The sequence below is a fragment of the Paractinoplanes rishiriensis genome, assembly GCF_016862375.1.
Classification (GTDB): domain Bacteria; phylum Actinomycetota; class Actinomycetes; order Mycobacteriales; family Micromonosporaceae; genus Actinoplanes; species Actinoplanes rishiriensis.
This window is the reverse complement of the sequence record NZ_BOMV01000054.1, coordinates 1-17,469: the sequence shown is the minus strand read 5'-3', so window position 1 is coordinate 17,469 and position 17,469 is coordinate 1. Positions and strand designations below refer to the sequence as shown.

18 protein-coding genes are annotated in these 17,469 nt (G+C 69.0%); 5 read left to right on the top strand and 13 right to left on the bottom strand.

Annotation, left to right across the window (positions count from 1 at the left end):
- Nucleotides 1-53: 53 nt before the first annotated feature.
- From Ari01nite_RS22210 to Ari01nite_RS22195, 4 genes are all read right to left on the bottom strand, one after another.
- Nucleotides 54-707: a hypothetical protein gene (locus tag Ari01nite_RS22210; RefSeq protein WP_203783446.1), complete on the bottom strand. Its 654-nt coding sequence runs from the start codon at nt 705-707 to the stop codon at nt 54-56.
- Nucleotides 704-1,207, bottom strand: coding sequence for a SigE family RNA polymerase sigma factor (locus tag Ari01nite_RS22205; RefSeq protein WP_239162916.1), 504 nt, complete (start codon nt 1,205-1,207; stop codon nt 704-706). The genes Ari01nite_RS22210 and Ari01nite_RS22205 overlap by 4 nt, the downstream gene beginning before the upstream one ends.
- 76 nt (nt 1,208-1,283) lie before the next feature.
- Nucleotides 1,284-1,700: a type II toxin-antitoxin system VapC family toxin gene (locus tag Ari01nite_RS22200; RefSeq protein WP_203783441.1), complete on the bottom strand. Its 417-nt coding sequence runs from the start codon at nt 1,698-1,700 to the stop codon at nt 1,284-1,286.
- Between the two features lie 2 nt (nt 1,701-1,702).
- Complete coding sequence (locus Ari01nite_RS22195; RefSeq protein WP_203783439.1) at nt 1,703-1,954, bottom strand: type II toxin-antitoxin system Phd/YefM family antitoxin; 252 nt, start codon at nt 1,952-1,954, stop codon at nt 1,703-1,705.
- A 137-nt stretch (nt 1,955-2,091) separates the two neighbouring features.
- Here Ari01nite_RS22195 and Ari01nite_RS22190 point away from each other — a divergent pair, with 137 nt between their 5' ends.
- Nucleotides 2,092-2,715, top strand: coding sequence for an ATP-dependent Clp protease proteolytic subunit (locus Ari01nite_RS22190; protein ID WP_203783437.1), 624 nt, complete (start codon nt 2,092-2,094; stop codon nt 2,713-2,715).
- A gap of 47 nt (nt 2,716-2,762) precedes the next feature.
- Here the strand turns inward: Ari01nite_RS22190 and Ari01nite_RS22185 are convergent, their stop codons facing one another.
- Together Ari01nite_RS22185 and Ari01nite_RS22180 are read right to left on the bottom strand one after the other, a co-directional pair.
- Nucleotides 2,763-3,185, bottom strand: coding sequence for an uL11 family ribosomal protein (locus Ari01nite_RS22185; protein WP_203783435.1), 423 nt, complete (start codon nt 3,183-3,185; stop codon nt 2,763-2,765).
- Between the two features lie 187 nt (nt 3,186-3,372).
- A complete protein-coding gene (locus Ari01nite_RS22180; protein WP_203783433.1) occupies nt 3,373-4,173 on the bottom strand; it encodes a lytic transglycosylase domain-containing protein in 801 nt (266 codons plus the stop codon).
- 116 nt (nt 4,174-4,289) lie between these two features.
- Here Ari01nite_RS22180 and typA point away from each other — a divergent pair, with 116 nt between their 5' ends.
- Nucleotides 4,290-6,158 carry a translational GTPase TypA gene (gene typA / locus Ari01nite_RS22175; protein WP_203783430.1) on the top strand — a complete coding sequence of 623 codons (1,869 nt, stop codon included), beginning with the start codon at nt 4,290-4,292 and terminating at the stop codon, nt 6,156-6,158.
- Between the two features lie 539 nt (nt 6,159-6,697).
- Here the strand turns inward: typA and Ari01nite_RS22170 are convergent.
- The 5 genes from Ari01nite_RS22170 to rpsA all read right to left on the bottom strand — a co-directional run bounded on the left by Ari01nite_RS22170 (nt 6,698) and on the right by rpsA (nt 14,323).
- A complete protein-coding gene (locus Ari01nite_RS22170) occupies nt 6,698-7,699 on the bottom strand; it encodes a TerC family protein (RefSeq protein ID WP_203783426.1) in 1,002 nt (333 codons plus the stop codon).
- 475 nt (nt 7,700-8,174) lie between these two features.
- A complete protein-coding gene (locus Ari01nite_RS22165; protein WP_203783425.1) occupies nt 8,175-9,128 on the bottom strand; it encodes a GNAT family N-acetyltransferase in 954 nt (317 codons plus the stop codon).
- Nucleotides 9,129-9,151: 23 nt separating this feature from the next.
- On the bottom strand, nt 9,152-11,269 hold the full coding sequence (gene uvrB / locus Ari01nite_RS22160) for an excinuclease ABC subunit UvrB (protein ID WP_203783423.1): 2,118 nt from the start codon (nt 11,267-11,269) through the stop codon (nt 9,152-9,154).
- A 272-nt stretch (nt 11,270-11,541) separates the two neighbouring features.
- Entirely contained in the window at nt 11,542-12,726 is a 1,185-nt protein-coding gene (coaE, locus tag Ari01nite_RS22155) for a dephospho-CoA kinase (RefSeq protein ID WP_203783422.1), read from the bottom strand.
- Nucleotides 12,727-12,808: 82 nt separating this feature from the next.
- The gene (gene rpsA / locus Ari01nite_RS22150; RefSeq protein WP_203783420.1) at nt 12,809-14,323 is read right to left on the bottom strand and encodes a 30S ribosomal protein S1; all 1,515 of its coding nucleotides are present in this window, start codon (nt 14,321-14,323) and stop codon (nt 12,809-12,811) included.
- Here rpsA and Ari01nite_RS22145 point away from each other — a divergent pair.
- From Ari01nite_RS22145 to Ari01nite_RS22135, 3 genes are all read left to right on the top strand, one after another.
- The gene (locus Ari01nite_RS22145; protein ID WP_203783415.1) at nt 14,310-14,516 is read left to right on the top strand and encodes a hypothetical protein; all 207 of its coding nucleotides are present in this window, start codon (nt 14,310-14,312) and stop codon (nt 14,514-14,516) included. The genes rpsA and Ari01nite_RS22145 overlap by 14 nt on opposite strands.
- An 86-nt stretch (nt 14,517-14,602) precedes the next feature.
- Complete coding sequence (locus Ari01nite_RS22140) at nt 14,603-15,475, top strand: class I SAM-dependent methyltransferase (protein ID WP_239162915.1); 873 nt, start codon at nt 14,603-14,605, stop codon at nt 15,473-15,475.
- Nucleotides 15,476-15,553: 78 nt separating this feature from the next.
- Nucleotides 15,554-15,736 (top strand): hypervirulence associated TUDOR domain-containing protein, encoded by a 183-nt coding sequence (locus tag Ari01nite_RS22135; protein WP_239162914.1) that lies wholly within the window; start codon nt 15,554-15,556, stop codon nt 15,734-15,736.
- Nucleotides 15,737-15,775: 39 nt separating this feature from the next.
- Here Ari01nite_RS22135 and Ari01nite_RS22130 read toward each other — a convergent pair whose 3' ends face one another.
- On the bottom strand, nt 15,776-16,144 hold the full coding sequence (locus tag Ari01nite_RS22130; RefSeq protein WP_239162913.1) for an ArsR/SmtB family transcription factor: 369 nt from the start codon (nt 16,142-16,144) through the stop codon (nt 15,776-15,778).
- A 227-nt stretch (nt 16,145-16,371) separates the two neighbouring features.
- The gene (locus Ari01nite_RS22125; protein WP_203783412.1) at nt 16,372-16,626 is read right to left on the bottom strand and encodes a hypothetical protein; all 255 of its coding nucleotides are present in this window, start codon (nt 16,624-16,626) and stop codon (nt 16,372-16,374) included.
- Nucleotides 16,627-17,469 lie beyond the last annotated feature (843 nt).

The window sequence follows — 17,469 nt, the reverse complement described above, 5'->3', positions numbered from 1 at the left end:
CCTCCTTCACTTTCACAGCCCCCTGACGATTGACGACCATGACGGGGTTGCATTCACCGCAGACCTCGGGCAACTTCCTCCATCTCGGCGGCGGAAAACGCCGCGTTGCCACCGACCGTGATCACCACGTGATCCGGCGTGGTGATGACGACCTCGTAATTGCTGCTGCCGTGGGCAACCGTCCGAGCGTGCCCGGCGGGGACCTCGAACGCCCGCACCGGCCGGGTGCCGAGCGCGGCCCAGCTCGCCAGCCACTCCCCCACCTGCGCCGCGGTGACCGGTGGCTCCGGCGGGAGCGGCCGCATCACCGTGACGAAGAGCCCGACACCGACGCCCCGGTCGAACCGGCGGGTGGCGGTCGTCGCCCACGCGCCCGCAGGCGGCGTCGGAACGTCGATCAGGCTGCTGGCGCCCAGGTCGGCCAGGGTCTGGCTGGACGTGCTGTCCCGTTTGACCCGCACGGCCCCGGCCGGCAGGTGGGTGATGCTCACCCCGTCCAGCAACCCGCCGACGGCCGGCGGGTTGGTCGCCACCATCGTCGGGGCCTGCCGCATTGCCGGCCACAGCAGGAAGACGGCCGCCAGCACGGCGACCGCCGCCCCGCCCGCTCCGAGCACCCGCACCCGTCGCCGTCGCCGTACCCCGCGCCGAACCCGGTCCACGAACGCCTCGGTGACCGGAATATCCCAGTCCTGGCTCAGCATCACGGCTTCCCCTCCTCGGCCGGCAGATTCGCCCGCAACGCGGCCAGCCCGCGTGAAACCTGCGACCGCACGGTCGGCGGGCTGCACCCGAGCAACTCGGCGATCTGCTCGTCCGGCATGTCGTGCAGATAGCGCAGCGCCACCGCGGCCCGCTGCTTGGGCGGCAGCGCGGCGAGCAGGTCTTTCACTTCAGACGTGGCATCCACGGCAGCGATCGCGGCGTCCTCACGCGCGTCCTCGCGAACCGCGGCGACCGGAACCGCGCGCCGTCGCCGTCGCCCGTTGAGGAAGAGATTCACCATGGTCCGCTGCGCATAGCCGACCGGGTTACCGTCCCGCCGGACCCGTCCCCACGCCAGCCCGACCCGGATCAACGTCTCCTGGGCGAGATCTTCCGCCTCACCCCGGTCGAGCGTGAGCACATGCCCGAAGCGCAGCAGGCCAGGGCCGACCTCGCGCACATAAGCCTCGAAGTCGGCCCCCGGAAACCGTGTAACCCGCACGCTTTGATTACACCGATCCCCGCTCCGGCGTTGCACCACCCCGAGGACCATTCCACCCACCCGGAAGCGCCACCAGCTAGCTCTCGAAGGGATTTACCACCGGCACCCCCGTACCGGCCACGTCGGCGATGTTGCGGGTCGCCAACGTCAGCCGATGCACCTTGGCCGTGGCCGCGATCAGGCCGTCGATCGTCGGCGGCCGCGCCGCTGCGGTGAGCCGCCCCCACTCATCGGCGACCGCGGCGCTGACCGGCAGGATCCGGTCACCGTAGACGCCGATGAGGCCGGCCAGCCACGCCTCGAGGGCCTCTGCCTGCCGGGGCGCCCGCGGTCGCACCTGTTCGATGCCCTTACGCACCTCCCCCACCACGAGGGAGCTCAGATACATCTCGGCGCCGGCATCGGACTGCCGGCGCAGCCAGGCGAGCACCCGGGGATCCGGCGACGCCTTCCGCGGTTCCGAGATGACGTTGGTGTCGAGAAGGAAGCCCATCGTCACTCCGACAGGTCGACCTCGCGCGGCAGCTCGCGGCTGCGCTCGAAATCGAAGTCGATGCCGACCTGCGGCTCCTGTAACAGGTAATCGGTGAAGCTCATGCGTTCTCCTTTGAGACGGCGGTACTCCGACATGGTCAAGACCACTGCGATCTCCTCGCCATGCTTGGTTACGATTTGCGGCTCTCCCGATGCCGCGGCCCGGAGCAACTCACTGAAACGCTGTTTCGCCTCTTGAACCTGCCAGCGCATAAGCAATCAAACCTCTACCCGATCAATCTGCTGTCCAGACTGTCTAGACCGTACCCCGCCGCCCATCCAAAAGCAAAGCCTCACTACGGCCCCCGCCTGGATACGCTGTGGGCAGGGCGGCACGACGGGAGGAATCGGTGAACCTGCGGCACGACCCGATGCGATGGGGACAGCCCCAGCCGCACACCCCCGAGCCCTGGCCCTCCGCGCACCCCGGCGGCGGCCCCGGCCTGCCCGGCTGGCTCGAGGAACGACTGTTCGACCAGCGCATCGTCATGATTCGTGGCCCGCTCACCAACGAGGCCGCGAGCAGCATCGCGGCCGCGCTGCTCACCCTCGACGCAGCCGGCCCGGCACCGGTGCAGATGCATCTGGCCGGCGACGGCGGCGAGTTGGCCGCGGCCCTCGCCGTGATCGACGTGGTCGACGCCATGGCCGCACCGGTGCACGCCCTGGTCACCTCGCTGGCCGGCGGGGCGGTGGTGGCCGTGCTGTCCGCCGCCGAGAAACGCGCGGCGTACCGGCACGCCCGGTTCCGGCTCACCGAGCCGCACGCCACCGGGGTGACCGGCACGGCCGACGAGGTCACCCGGGCCGCCGGCCAGCACCTGCGCGAACTCGAGGAGGTCGTGCTGCGGCTCGTCGAGGTGACCGGGCAGTCACGCAGCCGGATCGAGGACGACCTCTCCGCCGGGCGCAACCTCAGTGCGCAGGAGGCCGTCGAGTACGGGCTGATCGACGAGATCGTCGGCAAGGCATGAAAAAAAAGGCCCCCGGGTTCCCGGGGGCCGTTCTCAGAGCACGGGTGTTACGCGACCTTGACGCCCATCGAGCGGGCGGTGCCGGCCACGACCTTGATGGCCGCGTCGAGGTCGTTCGCGTTGAGGTCGGGGAGCTTACGCTCGGCGATCTCCTTGATCTGCGTCGCGCTGAGCGTGCCGACGGTCTGGGTCAGCGGGTTCGACGCGCCGGACTGGATGCCCAGTGCCTTGCGGATCAGGAAGCTGGTCGGCGGCGTCTTGTAGATCAGCGTGTGGCTGCGGTCCTCGTAGACGGTGACGATGACCGGGATGATCTCGCCCCGGTTCTTCGAGGTCGCCTCGTCGTACTCCACCTTCACGGCACGCATGTTGGCCCCGGTCGGACCAAGCATCTTGCCGAGGTCGACCATCGCGGCGTTACCCGCCTCAAGCGCGAGGGTTACCTCATGGGTCTTCTTCTTGGGCGGCATTGCGTAGGGCTCCTTAGGGTGAGCTGCACGAGGCCGCCGACTTGGGGATAAATCAAGTGCAGCTCGCCAGCATCATCAACACACGACAACCCCGGGACCTTACTACCGCGTCGAAGGACGGGTCAAAACCGGGCCCCGGGTTCCACCGTTCAGTGTAGCTCGGCCCGGTGTGCGGCCCTCGGGCGGGTCAGTACCGGTCGCAGTAGCACGACTTCATCAACGACCGCACCACGTACACGTAATCAGGGCTCGGCACCTTCTTGCCGGACGCGTTCGCCTCGACCGTTCCGACGCCCGCGTGGTACGCACCGATCACCAGGTTGAGCAGGCACCAGGACGACACCGACTTGCACTTGGCGGCGCTCAGGTTGTAGCTGCCGCCGAAGTACAGGTCGCCGATGTACTTGGTGAGCCAGGCCAGGTAGTTGGCACCGAGCAGCGCGTTCTGCTTGTAGTTGTGCACGTCGTACGTCTGACCGAAGCGGTTGTTGATCATCGAGACGGTGTCCGGCATCAGTTGCATCAAACCCCGGCCGCCGTCGCAGTTCACGATGTTGGACTGCCAGCCGCTCTCGTTCCAGGAGATGCTGCGTACCAGGTCGGACGGCACCGCGAGACTCGGCGCGCTAGTCGGCCAGTAGCGCTTGGCCGCGGCCGCGTTCAGGGCCGACTTGGCCGCGCCCTTCGACACCTTCTTACCCTCGTACGTGGCACATGCCGGCGCCTGGAAGTTGTTCGGGTCCGCGGTGGGCGTCGGCTTGGTGGCCTTCGGCTTCGACGTCGACGCCGATGAGGGCGCGGTCGAGGGCGACGGGGGCGGCGTCGGCGACTCGGTCAGCGGCTCGAAGATCGGCTCGTCCGCCGACTGCGCCGCGGCCGGCACGTCGGCGGCGGAATCAGAGTCGGCGGAGGCGCCGCCCAGACCGCATCCGGCCGCCACTACCAGAGCCGTTACCGCCGCCACCAGCAGTCGAACACGCTGCGCCATCGACGAAGTCCTCCCCGTTGACCATCGGGCGAACGCTAACAGCAGTACGCAACGTCACGCTGCCCCGTTACGACCCCGGGACGCCAACCGCAACCCAGACCGGGGAGAATGGACCCATGCAGACCCGCACCGACCTCCGCAATGTCGCCATCATCGCTCACGTCGACCATGGCAAAACCACGCTGGTCGACGCCATGCTCCGACAGGGCGGACAGTCACACGCGCGCGCCGAGATGGGCGACCGCGTGATGGACTCGATGGACCTGGAGCGGGAGAAAGGCATCACCATCCTGGCCAAGAACACGGCCATCAGCTACCAGCCGGCCGACGGCGTCCCGGTCGTCATCAACATCATCGACACCCCGGGCCACGCCGACTTCGGCGGTGAGGTGGAGCGCGGCCTCACCATGGTCGACGGTGTGGTGCTCCTGGTCGACGCGTCCGAGGGCCCGCTGCCGCAGACCCGCTTCGTGCTCCGCAAGGCGTTGCAGGCCCGCCTCCCGATCATCCTGGTGATCAACAAGGTGGACCGCCCCGACGCCCGGATCAAGGATGTCGTCGACGACACGTACGCCCTCTTCTTCGACCTGGACGCCGACGAGTCGCAGATCGAATTCCCGATCATCTACGCCTGCGCCCGCGACGGCATCGCCTCGCTCGCCCAGCCGGCCGACGGCACCGTCCCGCAGGACAGTGACAACCTCGAGCCGCTGTTCACCACGATCCTCGACACCATCCCCTCCCCGACCTACCACGAGGACGCGCCGCTCCAGGCCCATGTGGTCAACCTCGACGCGTCGCCGTTCCTCGGCCGGCTCGCCCTGTGCCGGGTGCGCGAGGGCACGATCCGCAAGGGTCAGACCGTCGCCTGGTGCCGCACCGACGGCACGGTCGACAAGGTGCGCATCTCCGAACTGCTGATGACCGAGGGCCTCGAGCGCAAGCCGGCCGAGAGCGCCGGTCCCGGCGACATCATGGCCGTCGCCGGCATCCCCGAGATCATGATCGGCGAGACCCTGGCCGACGCCGAAAACCCGATCCCGCTGCCGCTGATCACCGTCGACGAGCCGGCCATCTCGATGGTCCTCGGCACCAACACCAGCCCCATGGTGGGCCGGGTCAAGGGCAGTAAGGTCACCGCCCGCATGGTCAAGGACCGCCTCGACCGCGAGCTGGTCGGCAACGTCTCGCTCCGCGTCCTGCCCACCGACCGCCCCGATGCGTGGGAGGTCCAGGGCCGCGGCGAGCTCGCGCTGGCCATCCTGGTCGAGCAGATGCGCCGCGAACAGTACGAGCTCACCGTCGGCAAGCCCCAGGTGGTCACCAAGACCGTCGACGGCAAGATCCACGAGCCGGTCGAGCGCCTCACCATCGACGCCCCCGACGAGTTCATGGGCCCGATCACCAGCCTGCTGTCCTCCCGCAAGGGCCGCATGGAGCAGCTCACCAACCACGGCACCGGCTGGCTGCGCATGGAGTGGCTGGTCCCGGCCCGCGGCCTGATCGGCTTCCGCACCGAGTTCCTGACGGAGACCCGCGGCACCGGCATCATGCACCACCTCTTCGAGGGCTACGAGCCGTGGTTCGGCGAGCTACGCACCCGCAGCAACGGCTCGCTCGTGGCCGACCGCGCCGGCGTGGTCACCGCCTTCGCGATGACCAACCTCCAGGAGCGCGGCCAACTCTTCGTGGAACCCACCATCGAGGTCTACGAGGGCATGATCGTCGGCGAAAACTCCCGCCAGGACGACATGGACGTCAACATCACCAAGGAAAAGAAGCTGACGAACATGCGCTCCTCCACCGCCGACGAAACCGAAAAACTGATCCCCCCGCGCAAACTCTCCCTCGAACAGGCCCTCGAGTTCTGCCGCGAGGACGAGTGCGTAGAGGTAACCCCCCACGCGGTCCGCATCCGCAAGGTGATCCTCGACCAGCAGACCCGAGGCCGAGCCGCCGCCCGCCGCAAACACCAGCAGCAGTAACCCTGGCAACGGCCCGGCTCACCCGCGGTGGGTCCGGGCCGTCCTTCCCTACCGCTTTTTCAGACGTACGCGACGACCAACACTCCCCGGACGACCGCCAAGCCAGTCGCTGCTCCAGGCCGTCCCCGGCCGCCGGGCTGTCCTGCATGGCTAAGCCACGCCCCCACCCCACCCAGGCCGCGGCCACCGCCCAACCCGAGGTCCCGGCCACCGCTGTGGCACTTCACCGGCCGCGCATCAACCAATGGCGAAACTCGAGCTGTCTGGGTGCACGAAGTCTTCAACTCGGGCCGGCGGTGGCTTGCGTGGCAGGACAGCCCGGCTGTCGCGGCAGGGGCAGTAACCCGGCAGCGGGATCGCGGCGGCAGCCGCCGGAGGCGGAGTTCGTCACGATGCGGTTGGCCGGCCCCGCCTGGCGTACCTCCAAAAAAGCATCTGCCGCGACCGGCTCCCTAAGCGGGATAAAACGCCCAGATTCCGCCTTAGAGACGCGCTGACCATCCCGGGGCGGGCCTCGGGATGGTCAGCGGTGTCGGGTGTCAGGTTGGGGTGTTCAGTAGTTCCTTGCGGCGGTCTCGGGAGGACTTGACGAGACTCGCGACCGTGGCTATGCCCAGGGTGCCGACGATGACTACCAGGGAGAGCCAAATCGGGATCTCGGGGGCCCAGGAGACGTGGTGGCCGCTGTTGATGAAGGGGACGCTGTTGGTGTGCAGGGCCTCGAGGACGAGCTTGACGCCGATGAAAGCCAGCACCGCGGCCAAGCCGTAGTTCAGGTAGACGAGGCGTTGCAGCAGGCCACCGAGGAGGAAGTAGAGCTGACGCAGGCCCATCAGCGCGAAGACGTTCGCGGTGAAGACCAGGTAGGGCTCCTTGGTGATGCCGAAGATCGCCGGGATCGAGTCGAGGGCGAACAACAGGTCGGTGGTGCCGATCGCGATCATCACGATCAGGAGCGGGGTGAACAGGCGCTTGCCGACGCTGTCGGTGGTGGTCAAGCGGCCGTCGCCGAACGAGGAGGAGACCGGCAGGGCGCGCCTCGCCCAGCGGATCAGGATGTTCTCCTTGAAGTCGTCCTCGTCGTTCTCACCCTCCTTGATCAGGGTGAACGCGGTGTAGACCAGGAACGCGCCGAAAATGTAGAACACCCAGGAGAACTGGGAGATCAGGGCGGCGCCGGCGGCGATGAACGCGCCGCGCATCAGCAGGGCCAGCACGATGCCGATGAGCAGCACCTTCTGCTGGAGATGCCGGGGCACCGCGAACCGGGCCATGATGATCACGAAGACGAAGAGGTTGTCGACGCTCAGCGAGTATTCGGTCAACCATCCGGTGTAGAACTCGCCCGCGGCGGTGCCGCCGGACGTGATCCACACACCGGCGCCGAACAGGACTGCGAGGCCGACGTAGAAGGCGACCCAGCTGCCCGCTTCCTTCATGGAAGGTTCGTGCGGTCGTCGTCCGATGATCAGCAGATCAACGGCGAGGATGGCAACGAGGACAACCAGGGTGACAATCCACACCCAGGCGGAAACGTTCAAATTGAGCCTCCGGCAGACACGGTTCGGCGCCTTGCCCGCTCAGAATCGACCGAACACAGCGTCGTGCGACTGTCGGAGGTCTCTTCCGCCGCCTGCGGCGACCACCGGCCCCGGGTCGCCCATGAGGGCGGTCCGTGTTGACGAGACCGATGCGAGGGAATACTCCCCTCCCACGGCAGCCATTGTGTCTCATGACGCGACGCAACGGCAGGGCACCCCGGGAAACGTGGCCAGTCTCTCGGCCACTCCGGCGTGTTCCTCAGGCCAGCGTAACCCTTCGACGTCACCTGATCGTCATACCGAAGTCTATTCCGTTCCCGATCAACGCGATGAGCTGCGCTTATATTGGTCGGGCATCCTAGGAGGCTAGTTTGGTTGATTGCTGGGGGGTGGTTGCGGGCTGGCAGTGGCGAACTCGGGGGGCCGCCTGCGGTTGAGGGCAGGCGGCCGGCGGGTCAGCGCGGCGGTGGGTGGGTTAGCGGCGGTAGCGGGCTCGGCGGCCCTGGTCGGTGAAGCCGAGGCGGCGGTAGAGGGCGGCCGCGCCTGGATTGTTGACGTTGACGGTGAGCCAGGCCTCGGTGCCCTCCATCCGGCTCAGGGACTCGCGCATCAGGGCCTCGCCGATCCCCCGGCCGCGGGCCTGCGGCACGACGCCCACCTGGACGATCCAGCCGTCGGCCGCAGCGACGAAGCCGACGTCGCCCAGATCGGCAGTCGACGCCAGGAGGGACCAGCCGGGACGGAACTCGTCGTCCGATGCGTAGTCGGCGATCCACTCTTCGGCGGGCGGATCGGGGAAGCCGGGGCGGTCCCGGAAAGAGGCCGCATAGACGGCGTGGAAGCGGGGCGCGGTTTTGGCGGACCACTCGGAGCAGGTGGTGCTGGGTGGCCAGGTGGGGGCGGTGATGCTGGAGGGGTCGATGCGCATGACGTCTTCGGCGAAGAACTGACGGAGGCCGCGCGCGGTGAAAAGCTGGTCGGCCGCGTCGGTCAGCGACTCGGTCTCGACGACGACGGCCGCCGGCGCGCCGCCTTCCGCCAGCGCGAGCGGCGCCCCAGCCTGACCTGCCTCGGCCAGGGACAGCGCGTGATCGAGCACTCGCGCGCCCAGGCCGCGGCCCCTCGCCGACGGATCGACCAGGCCGGTCACGATCGGGCCGGTCGGGATCGGGCCCGTCGGGATCGAGCCCGTTGGGATCGGGCTGTTGGGGCCGGGGCTGACGGCGCCGGCCGCCAGCAGGGAGCCGTCGGCGGCGCGCAGTGCGAACGTCTCGCCCGGCGGCGCCTGCCACCGGCGTCGCAGGAAGCCCGGGTCGGCGGCCAGCGGAAGCCCGCCGTCGGCGGCCAGGCAGCGGCCGGCCAGTCGCACGAGTTCGTCGGGGATGTCGCCGGCCAGCGCGGACCGGGCGGGCTCGTCCGTGGAGGTCACCGGGCGAGGCTAGCGAAACCTCCTCACTTCACGCCTGCCATATCCATGCCGCGCAGTTCCTTCTTGAGTTCGGCCATCTCGTCGCGGATCCGGGCGGCCAGCTCGAACTGCAGCTCGCGGGCGGCCGCCAGCATCTGGTCGTTGAGGTCCTGGATCAGCTGGGCCAGCTCCGCGCGGGCCATGCCCTTGCGCGCCGGGCCGGACGATGCGCGCGCCTTCGACCTGGTCTCGGGCACCGGGGCCTTGCCGCGGGACATCTGCCGGCCGCCGCCGCCGACCATCGGGCCGCTGACCACGTCGTCGGTGTCCTCGGCCTCGCGGTAGATGTCGTCGAGAATGTCGTGGATCTTTTTGCGCAGGGCCTGCGGGGTGATGCCGTTCGCCTCGTTGTGGGCGATCTGCTTGTCGCGCCGGCGGTTGGTCTCGTCGATCGCGTCACGCATCGACGGGGTCATCTTGTCGGCGTACATGTGCACCTCGCCGGACACGTTTCGCGCCGCGCGGCCGATGGTCTGGATCAGCGAGCGTCCGCTGCGCAGGAAGCCCTCCTTGTCGGCGTCGAGGATCGCCACCAGCGACACCTCGGGCAGGTCGAGACCCTCGCGCAGCAGGTTGATGCCGACCAGTACGTCGTAGTCGCCCTTGCGCAGTTCCTTGAGCAGTTCGACCCGGCGCAGCGTGTCCACCTCGGAGTGTAGGTAACGCACCCGGATGCCGTTTTCCAGCAGGTAGTCGGTGAGGTCCTCGGCCATCTTCTTGGTCAGCGTGGTGACCAGGACCCGCTCGTCGCGCTCGGTGCGGACCCGGATCTCGTGCATGAGGTCGTCGATCTGGCCCTTGGTCTGCTTGACCACCACCTGAGGATCGACCAGGCCGGTGGGCCGGATCACCTGCTCGACGAACTCGCCCTGGGCCTGCTGCATCTCCCACGGTCCGGGGGTTGCCGACAGGAACACCATCTGGCCGACCCGCTCGAGGAACTCGTCGAACCGCAGCGGCCGGTTGTCGGCGGCGCTGGGCAGCCGGAACCCGTGCTCGATCAGGATGCGCTTGCGGGAGGCGTCGCCCTCATACATGCCACCGATCTGCGGGATGGTCACGTGCGACTCGTCGATGACCGTGACGAAGTCGTCGGGGAAGTAGTCGAGCAGGGTGAACGCCGGCTCGCCGGGCTGGCGGCCATCCATGTGCATCGAGTAGTTCTCGATGCCGTTACAGAACCCGACCTGCCGCATCATTTCGATGTCGTACGTGGTGCGCATGCGCAGCCGCTGCGCCTCGAGCAGCTTGCCCTGCCGCTCCAACTCGGCCAGCCGCTCGGCCAGCTCGGCCTCGATGTCGCGGATCGCGCGTTCCATCCGCTCGGGGCCGGCGACGTAGTGCGTGGCCGGGAAGATGATCAGCTTATCGACCTCGCGGACCACGTCACCGGTCAGCGGGTGGAGGTAGTAGAGCTTCTCGATCTCGTCGCCGAACAGCTCGATGCGGATCGCAAGTTCCTCGTACGCCGGAATGATCTCGAGCGTGTCACCCCGGACCCGGAAGGTGCCCCGCTGGAAGGCCATGTCGTTGCGGGAGTACTGGATGTCGACCAGGCGGCGCAGCAGCTTGTCGCGGTCGACCTCCTCGCCGACCCGCAGCTGGACCGCGGTCTCGATATATTCCTGCGGGGTGCCCAGGCCGTAGATGGCGCTCACGGTGGCGACCACGATCACGTCGCGCCGGGTCAGCAGGGACATGGTGGTGGAGTGGCGCAGGCGCTCGACCTCCTCGTTGACCGAGGAGTCCTTTTCGATGTACGTGTCGGTCTGCGCGATGTACGCCTCGGGCTGGTAGTAGTCGTAGTAGCTGACGAAGTACTCCACGGCGTTGTTGGGCAACAGCTCGCGGAACTCCTTGGCCAGCTGGGCGCAGAGCGTCTTGTTGGGGGCCATCACCAGCGCCGGCCGTTGCAGCCGCTCGATCAGCCAGGCCGTGGTGGCACTCTTGCCCGTGCCGGTGGCGCCGAGCAGCACGGTGTGCCGATCGCCGTGCCGGACCCGGCGTTCCAGCTCGTCGATGGCCGCCGGCTGGTCACCGGCCGGTTGGAATTCGCTGACGACCTCGAAACGGCCGTCGAGCAGTGGGATGTCGAGCGCCATGGGGCAACCGTACGTCGGGGGTACGACAAGTTCTGCGGACCGGCTTGCGGAGGGTGCACATTCGGCCCCACGAAACACCGTTGTTACCAGTTGCACCGCTCGCCTAACCTGTTCGGGTAGGCCGCTCGTGGCGGCCGCCCGGCACGTTGACGGATCACCACACGGTCCGTTCGTCCGGCCCGTGGTCGATGCGCCCCGGATCTTCCGGCGCGCGCACCCACGGTGGTCGCGCGCAGCGCAGACCGGCCGCCGCGAGCGCCCTTCTTTGCGCTTTACGGTGCCGGCTCCCAGCCCACCTCTTCGGCCCAGTCGTCGGCGGCCCGCGCCTCGGTGTCGAACCACGGTTCCTTCGCCAGGCCGTAGGACCATCGATCCGCGTGCTCCAGCTGCCACCGCGCCTTGGCCGCCGCATACTCCTCGCGGGCCGCCGGCACCGCCCGCAGGTGATCGCGCATCAGCAGGGCGAACCGCCAGCCCGGCGAGCCCACGACCCGCACGTGGAGGTTGACCGGGCGCCCCGGATCGGCCGACCCGTGCAGCCGTTTCGGCCAGGTCTCGCCCGGTATGCCCCGCGCGTTGTCGGCCCACTCCCCCGCGCGTCTCGGCAGCCCCGCGGCACCGAGCCGGCCGGCCACCGCGTCGGCGTCGGACAGCGTGCGCACCGCCAGCATGAGGTCGATGATGTCCTTGGCCGGCAGCCCCGGCACCGCGGTCGACCCGATGTGCGCCACCTGCGCTTCGTCGCCCAGCACGTGCCGGATCCGGGCGATCAGGCGCGCCGCCTGGGCCGGCCAGTCCGGGTCGGACTCGACGATCCGTAATTCCTGGCCGGGCCGCGCGCAGGCTCCCAGCCGTACATTTGCCTCGAAAAGTTTTAATCTCTCCCGAAACAGGCAATCGACGTGGGAGTGCAGGTCATCGAGGGTGCCGTCGTTGCTGATCAGCACGTCGGCGACGGCTCGGCGCTGCTGGTCGGTGGCCTGCGCCGCGATGCGCGCGCCCGCCTCGTCGGCGGACATGCCGCGCGTCTCGGCGAGCCGGTGGATGCGCAGCTCACGGTGGGTCTCCACGATCAAAACCAGGTGGTACGAGGCGGCCAGCCCGGTTTCCACGAGAAGCGGTACGTCGTTGACCACGACCGCGTCGGACGGGGCGGCGGCGGCCAGTTCGGCGGCCCGCTCGCGCACCCGTGGATGAATGATTTTTTCCAGCCGGCGGCGGGCCACGTCGTCGCCGAACACCCGCGCGCCCAGGGCCGGGCGGTCGAGAGCACCGTCGCCGGTGAGCACACCGGCCCCGAACTCCGCGACGATCTCGGCGAGCCCCGGAGTGCCGGGCGCCACCACCTCGCGGGCCAGCACATCGGAATCGATGAGCACCGCTCCCAGGTGGGCCAGCCGCTGCGCGACCGCACTCTTGCCCGCACCGATCCCGCCGGTCAGCCCCACCTTCAGCACCAGTCCAGTATTCCCGGCGCCCGGGGAACGGCAAAGGCCGCCCCGACCTGAGTCGGAGCGGCCTTTTCGCTGATCAGCTAGTTCAGCTCTTGCCGCCGGCGAGCTTCTCCCGCAGCGCGGCGAGAGCCTCGTCGGTGGCCAGGGTGCCGGACGGCTCCTCGGCCGCGCGCGCCGGGGCCGGCGAGCTCGACGAGGTGGCCGAGGAGGCAGCGGCAGCACCGCCACCGGCCGCGGGCGGCGCCGGGTTGAGCGCAGCCTCGGCGTCGGCGTCGCGGGACGCCTGCACCTGCTTGGTGTGCGCCTCCCAGCGCTCGCGGGCGTCGGCGTACTGCTTTTCCCACGTCTCGCGCTGCTTCTCGAAGCCCTCGAGCCATTCACCCGTCTCGGGGTCGAAGCCCTCCGGGTAGATGTAGTTGCCCTCGTTGTCGTAGGTCGCCGCCATACCGTAGAGGGTCGGGTCGAAGTGCTCCTCGCCCTCGACGAAGCCCTCGTTGGCCTGCTTGAGCGACAGCGAGATCCGGCGACGCTCCAGGTCGATGTCGATGACCTTGACCAGGACGTCGGAGCCCACCTGAACGACCTGCTCGGGCAGCTCGACGTGCCGCTCGGCCAGCTCGGAGATGTGCACCAGGCCCTCGATGCCGTCGTCCACCCGGACGAAGGCGCCGAACGGAACCAGCTTGGTGACCTTGCCCGGCACGATCTGGTTGATCGCGTGGGTCCGGGCGAACTGACGCCACGGGTCTTCCTGGGTCGCCTTCAGCGACAGCGAGACGCGCTCGCGGTCCAGGTCGACGTCGAGCACCTCGACCTCGACCTCCTGGCCGACCTCGACCACCTCGGACGGGTGGTCGATGTGCTTCCAGGAGAGTTCGGAGACGTGCACGAGGCCGTCCACGCCACCCAGGTCGACGAACGCGCCGAAGTTGACGATCGACGAGACGACGCCCTTGCGGACCTGGCCCTTCTGCAGCTTGTTGAGGAACTCGGTGCGCACCTCGGACTGCGTCTGCTCCAGCCACGCCCGGCGGGACAGGACCACGTTGTTGCGGTTCTTGTCCAGCTCGATGATCTTGGCCTCAAGCTCCCGGCCGACGTACGGCTGGAGATCGCGCACGCGGCGCATCTCCACCAGGGAGGCGGGCAGGAAGCCACGGAGACCGATGTCCAGGATGAGACCACCCTTGACGACCTCGATGACCGAACCACGGACGACGCCGTCGTCCTCCTTGATCTTCTCGATCGTGCCCCACGCGCGCTCGTACTGCGCACGCTTCTTCGAGAGGATCAGGCGGCCTTCCTTGTCCTCCTTGGTGAGAACAAGTGCCTCGATGTGGTCACCGACCGACACCACGTCCGCGGGGTCCACGTCATGCTTGATCGACAACTCACGCGAGGGGATGACGCCCTCGGTTTTGTAGCCGATGTCGAGCAGGACCTCGTCCCGATCGACCTTGACGACGGTGCCTTCGACAATGTCGCCGTCGTTGAAGTACTTGATGGTCTCGTCGATCGCGGCGAGGAAAGCTTCCTCAGATCCCAGATCGTCGACGGTGACCCGGTTGGCGCTCGAGGTGGCCTCGATGCTGCTCGTCATGTGGACAGTTGCTCCGAACGGATGGTTTCGTGGTGTCTCGCGTCCCGCGGAACTGCCGGCGGGCACGGCACGAACGAACAAAAAAGGACCGGCGAACCAGAGGACCGGGATCCTTGCGATCGATCATGTCGAGACCGACGACCACGGAACCTGCTCCCTGCCGAGGCACACGATCCGCGAGCGCATCGACTAGCTTACCGTGCGCATTACCACAGGTTGCAAGGCCTCCTGACCACGGCGGCACAATGTTCGGTGCAAACCCCGCACCGTGCCCGTAATATGCCGAATCAGGACGGCGGGTCCGCCTGCCGTACCGTTGCGCACGTGATCGAAACCCCAACGCCCCCCACGCCCGAGACGTCGGTGCTGCGCCGCCCGGTCACCGACGCCGAGAGCCGCTTCGCGAGCCGTGCCTGGTGGGATCTCGACGCCGACGACTACCAGGCCGAACACGGCTCCTTCCTGGGCGATCTCGACTTCGTCTGGTGTCCCGAGGGCCTGCGTGAGGCCGATGCCCGGCTGCTCGGCGAAGTCCGCGGGCGCCGGGTGCTCGAGCTCGGCGCGGGTGCCGCGGCCGGCGCCCGGTGGCTCACCCGGCAGGGTGCCGAGGTGGTTGCCATGGATCTCTCGGCGGGCATGCTGCGGCATGCGGGTGCCGGGGCAAAGCGTTCGGGGGTACGGGTACCACTGGTGCAAGCCGACGCGCTGGCCCTGCCGTTCGCGGAGAGCGTATTCGACGTCGTGTGCACGGCCTTCGGGGCGATCCCGTTCGTGGCCGACTCCGGAGCCGCGATGCGCGAGGTCGCCCGGGTCCTGCGCCCCGGCGGCACCTGGGTCTTCTCGATCACCCATCCGATGCGCTGGATCTTCTGGGACGAGCCGGACGAGTCGGGCCTGGTCGCCCGAAACTCCTACTTCGACCGGACCCCGTACGTGGAAACCGACGAGCGGGGCCGCCCCACCTATGTCGAGCAGCACCGCACCCTGGGCGACCGGGTCCGCGAACTGGTGGCGGCCGGCTTCGTGCTGCGCGACCTGATCGAGCCGGAGTGGCCGGCCGGGCACGAGCAGGTGTGGGGCCAGTGGAGCCCGCTGCGCGGAAAACTGTTCCCCGGAACGGCGATCTTCGTGGCGGAGCTGCCGGCCCGCTGAACCTCGTTTCCGCCGGCCGCCGCGGGGTATCCCGTGATCATGGCCAATAGCGGTAAAGCCCTTAAAAAGGGCGACAGGGTGACCTGGCGCAGCCACGGTCAGGACGTCGAGGGCCGCGTCGTGCACCGGATCACCGAACGCGTCGAGGCCGCCGGCCGAACCGTGGACGCCTCACCCGAGGAGCCACAGTTCAAGGTCAAGAGCGACCGCACCGGACGCGAGGCCGTCCACCGGGCCGAGGCCCTGCACCGCCGCCCGTAGTAACTGGGCCCGCCGCTCGCCGGCGGGCCCAGTCTCAAGTCAGACGGGTGCGCCGAGAGCGCCGGCGTCAAGGAGCGCGGCGAGCACGGTGAGGCCCGCCGGGATGAGGCGGTAGTAGACCCACGTGCCGCGCCGGTCGCTGTCGACCAGTCCGGCTTCGCGCAGCACCTTGAGGTGGTGCGAAATCGTCGGCCCGGTCAGGTGGAACGCCCCGGTCAGGTCACAGACACACACTTCGCCGCCGCCGGCCGAGGCGATCATCGAGAGCAACCGCAACCGCACCGGATCACCGAGCGCCTTGAACATCGGCGCGAACTTGCGCGCCTCCGCGGCGTCCAGCGGTCCCTGCGCGAGCGGCGTCCCGGCGAGCACCGTGGCGGCGGGCTGCTCGGTCGTTTGGCTCAGCATCGGCCCAGCCTTGCAGAGTGTCGCAACCGCCGACACACCGCCCACCGAGCCGCCAAAAGGGTTCCCCACTCGGCATATCGCCGACCCATCACATCCCACCTCCGCGCAAACATGCCGATCCCCGGCAGGCCTGTCCGCAATTCGTCAAGCCCGATATACGCCTCCCCGGCCGCGCCAGCAACCCGCCCTTTCACAAACCACCCCCCACCGGACGAAAACCGCCCCCGCTAGAGCCCGTTTCGCGCCATGCCGCCGCCCGCCGCCCGCCGCCCGCCGCCCGTGGCGCCGAGCCGGCCGGACGTCATTGCCCCGGGACCCACCCGGCATTGCCCCCGGACCCACCCGGCATTGCCCCAACGCGCAGTCCGCGGCACCAGCACCATGAACGCGGGCGCCAGCACCGTGAGCGCCAGTGCCAACACCGTGAACGCTCGCCGAGCCAAGCCACCCAGCGCGATGCCCGTCGACTTGATGCCCGCCACGCGCAGCAGTTCTCCAAGATCCGGGGCGGTGCTCCGGGAGCTTGTCGAATTGGCGCCTCCGGCTCACGCCTCGACTTTCGCCATTGTCCGGTTGCGTGGGTTATGCCGTGGTGATCGCTGCGGGCGCGCTCCACGAACGGCGCGGCTCTTCTCCTGCCGCCGGGCACCGCCACCGCATGCCGGGATCCGCTGGCCACATCGTGGGCTTGTCCTGGAATGTGGACGATCATTCCACCCGCCGGGACACCAGCCGAAGCAAAAGCCAGGTAACACCCTATAAGGGCGGCTGGAGGCTGCGGCTGGAGGCTGCGGCTGGAGGGCACGGCTGGAGGGCACGGCTGGAGGGCACGGCTGGAGGGCACGGCTGGAGGGCACGTGGCGCGGCATTGCCGGGTGCGGCGGTGTGCAGGCGACGCCTGTCGAGGGCTGGCGCAGTCAACGCGGAGCGGGCGCTGGCTCGGGCACTGCTCAGCGGGCGCCGGACACCGGGCACCGGGCACCGGGCGGGCACCAGGCAGTGGGCAGGCACCACGCGGCGGGCGCTAAGAGGGCGGTGGGCGCGCTGGGGCGATCGCGGAGGGCGCGGCATGCGTGGGGCACTGACGAACGCGTCCGCAGCAGGGCGCAGACCTCGTCCTCAGGAAGCGAGGACCGCTCGTCCCACGGGCGAGCGTGAGCCGCACGATGGGCGCGAGACCGCGCGATCTGCGCGAAGGCGCACGCCCATGGGCGCGAACCGCGCGCCGTGGGGAAGGGCCGCGCGTGGGGTGGGGCCGCGCGTGGGGTGGGGCCGCGCGTGGGGTGGGGCCGCGCGTGGGGTGGGGCCGCGCGTGGGGTGGGGCC

Excerpts from the sequence above, each read along its gene's own strand:
- uvrB (WP_203783423.1), bottom strand. The coding sequence starts at position 11,269 with ATGGCGCTCGACATCCCACTGCTCGACGGCCGTTTCGAGGTCGTCAGC.
- Ari01nite_RS22180 (WP_203783433.1), bottom strand. The coding sequence starts at position 4,173 with ATGGCGCAGCGTGTTCGACTGCTGGTGGCGGCGGTAACGGCTCTGGTA.
- rpsA (WP_203783420.1), bottom strand. The coding sequence starts at position 14,323 with ATGACGAGCAGCATCGAGGCCACCTCGAGCGCCAACCGGGTCACCGTC.
- Ari01nite_RS22140 (WP_239162915.1), top strand. The coding sequence starts at position 14,603 with ATGCCGAATCAGGACGGCGGGTCCGCCTGCCGTACCGTTGCGCACGTG.
- Ari01nite_RS22195 (WP_203783439.1), bottom strand. The coding sequence starts at position 1,954 with ATGCGCTGGCAGGTTCAAGAGGCGAAACAGCGTTTCAGTGAGTTGCTC.
- Ari01nite_RS22145 (WP_203783415.1), top strand. The coding sequence starts at position 14,310 with ATGCTGCTCGTCATGTGGACAGTTGCTCCGAACGGATGGTTTCGTGGT.
- Ari01nite_RS22130 (WP_239162913.1), bottom strand. The coding sequence starts at position 16,144 with ATGCTGAGCCAAACGACCGAGCAGCCCGCCGCCACGGTGCTCGCCGGG.
- typA (WP_203783430.1), top strand. The coding sequence starts at position 4,290 with ATGCAGACCCGCACCGACCTCCGCAATGTCGCCATCATCGCTCACGTC.
- Ari01nite_RS22185 (WP_203783435.1), bottom strand. The coding sequence starts at position 3,185 with ATGCCGCCCAAGAAGAAGACCCATGAGGTAACCCTCGCGCTTGAGGCG.
- Ari01nite_RS22200 (WP_203783441.1), bottom strand. The coding sequence starts at position 1,700 with ATGGGCTTCCTTCTCGACACCAACGTCATCTCGGAACCGCGGAAGGCG.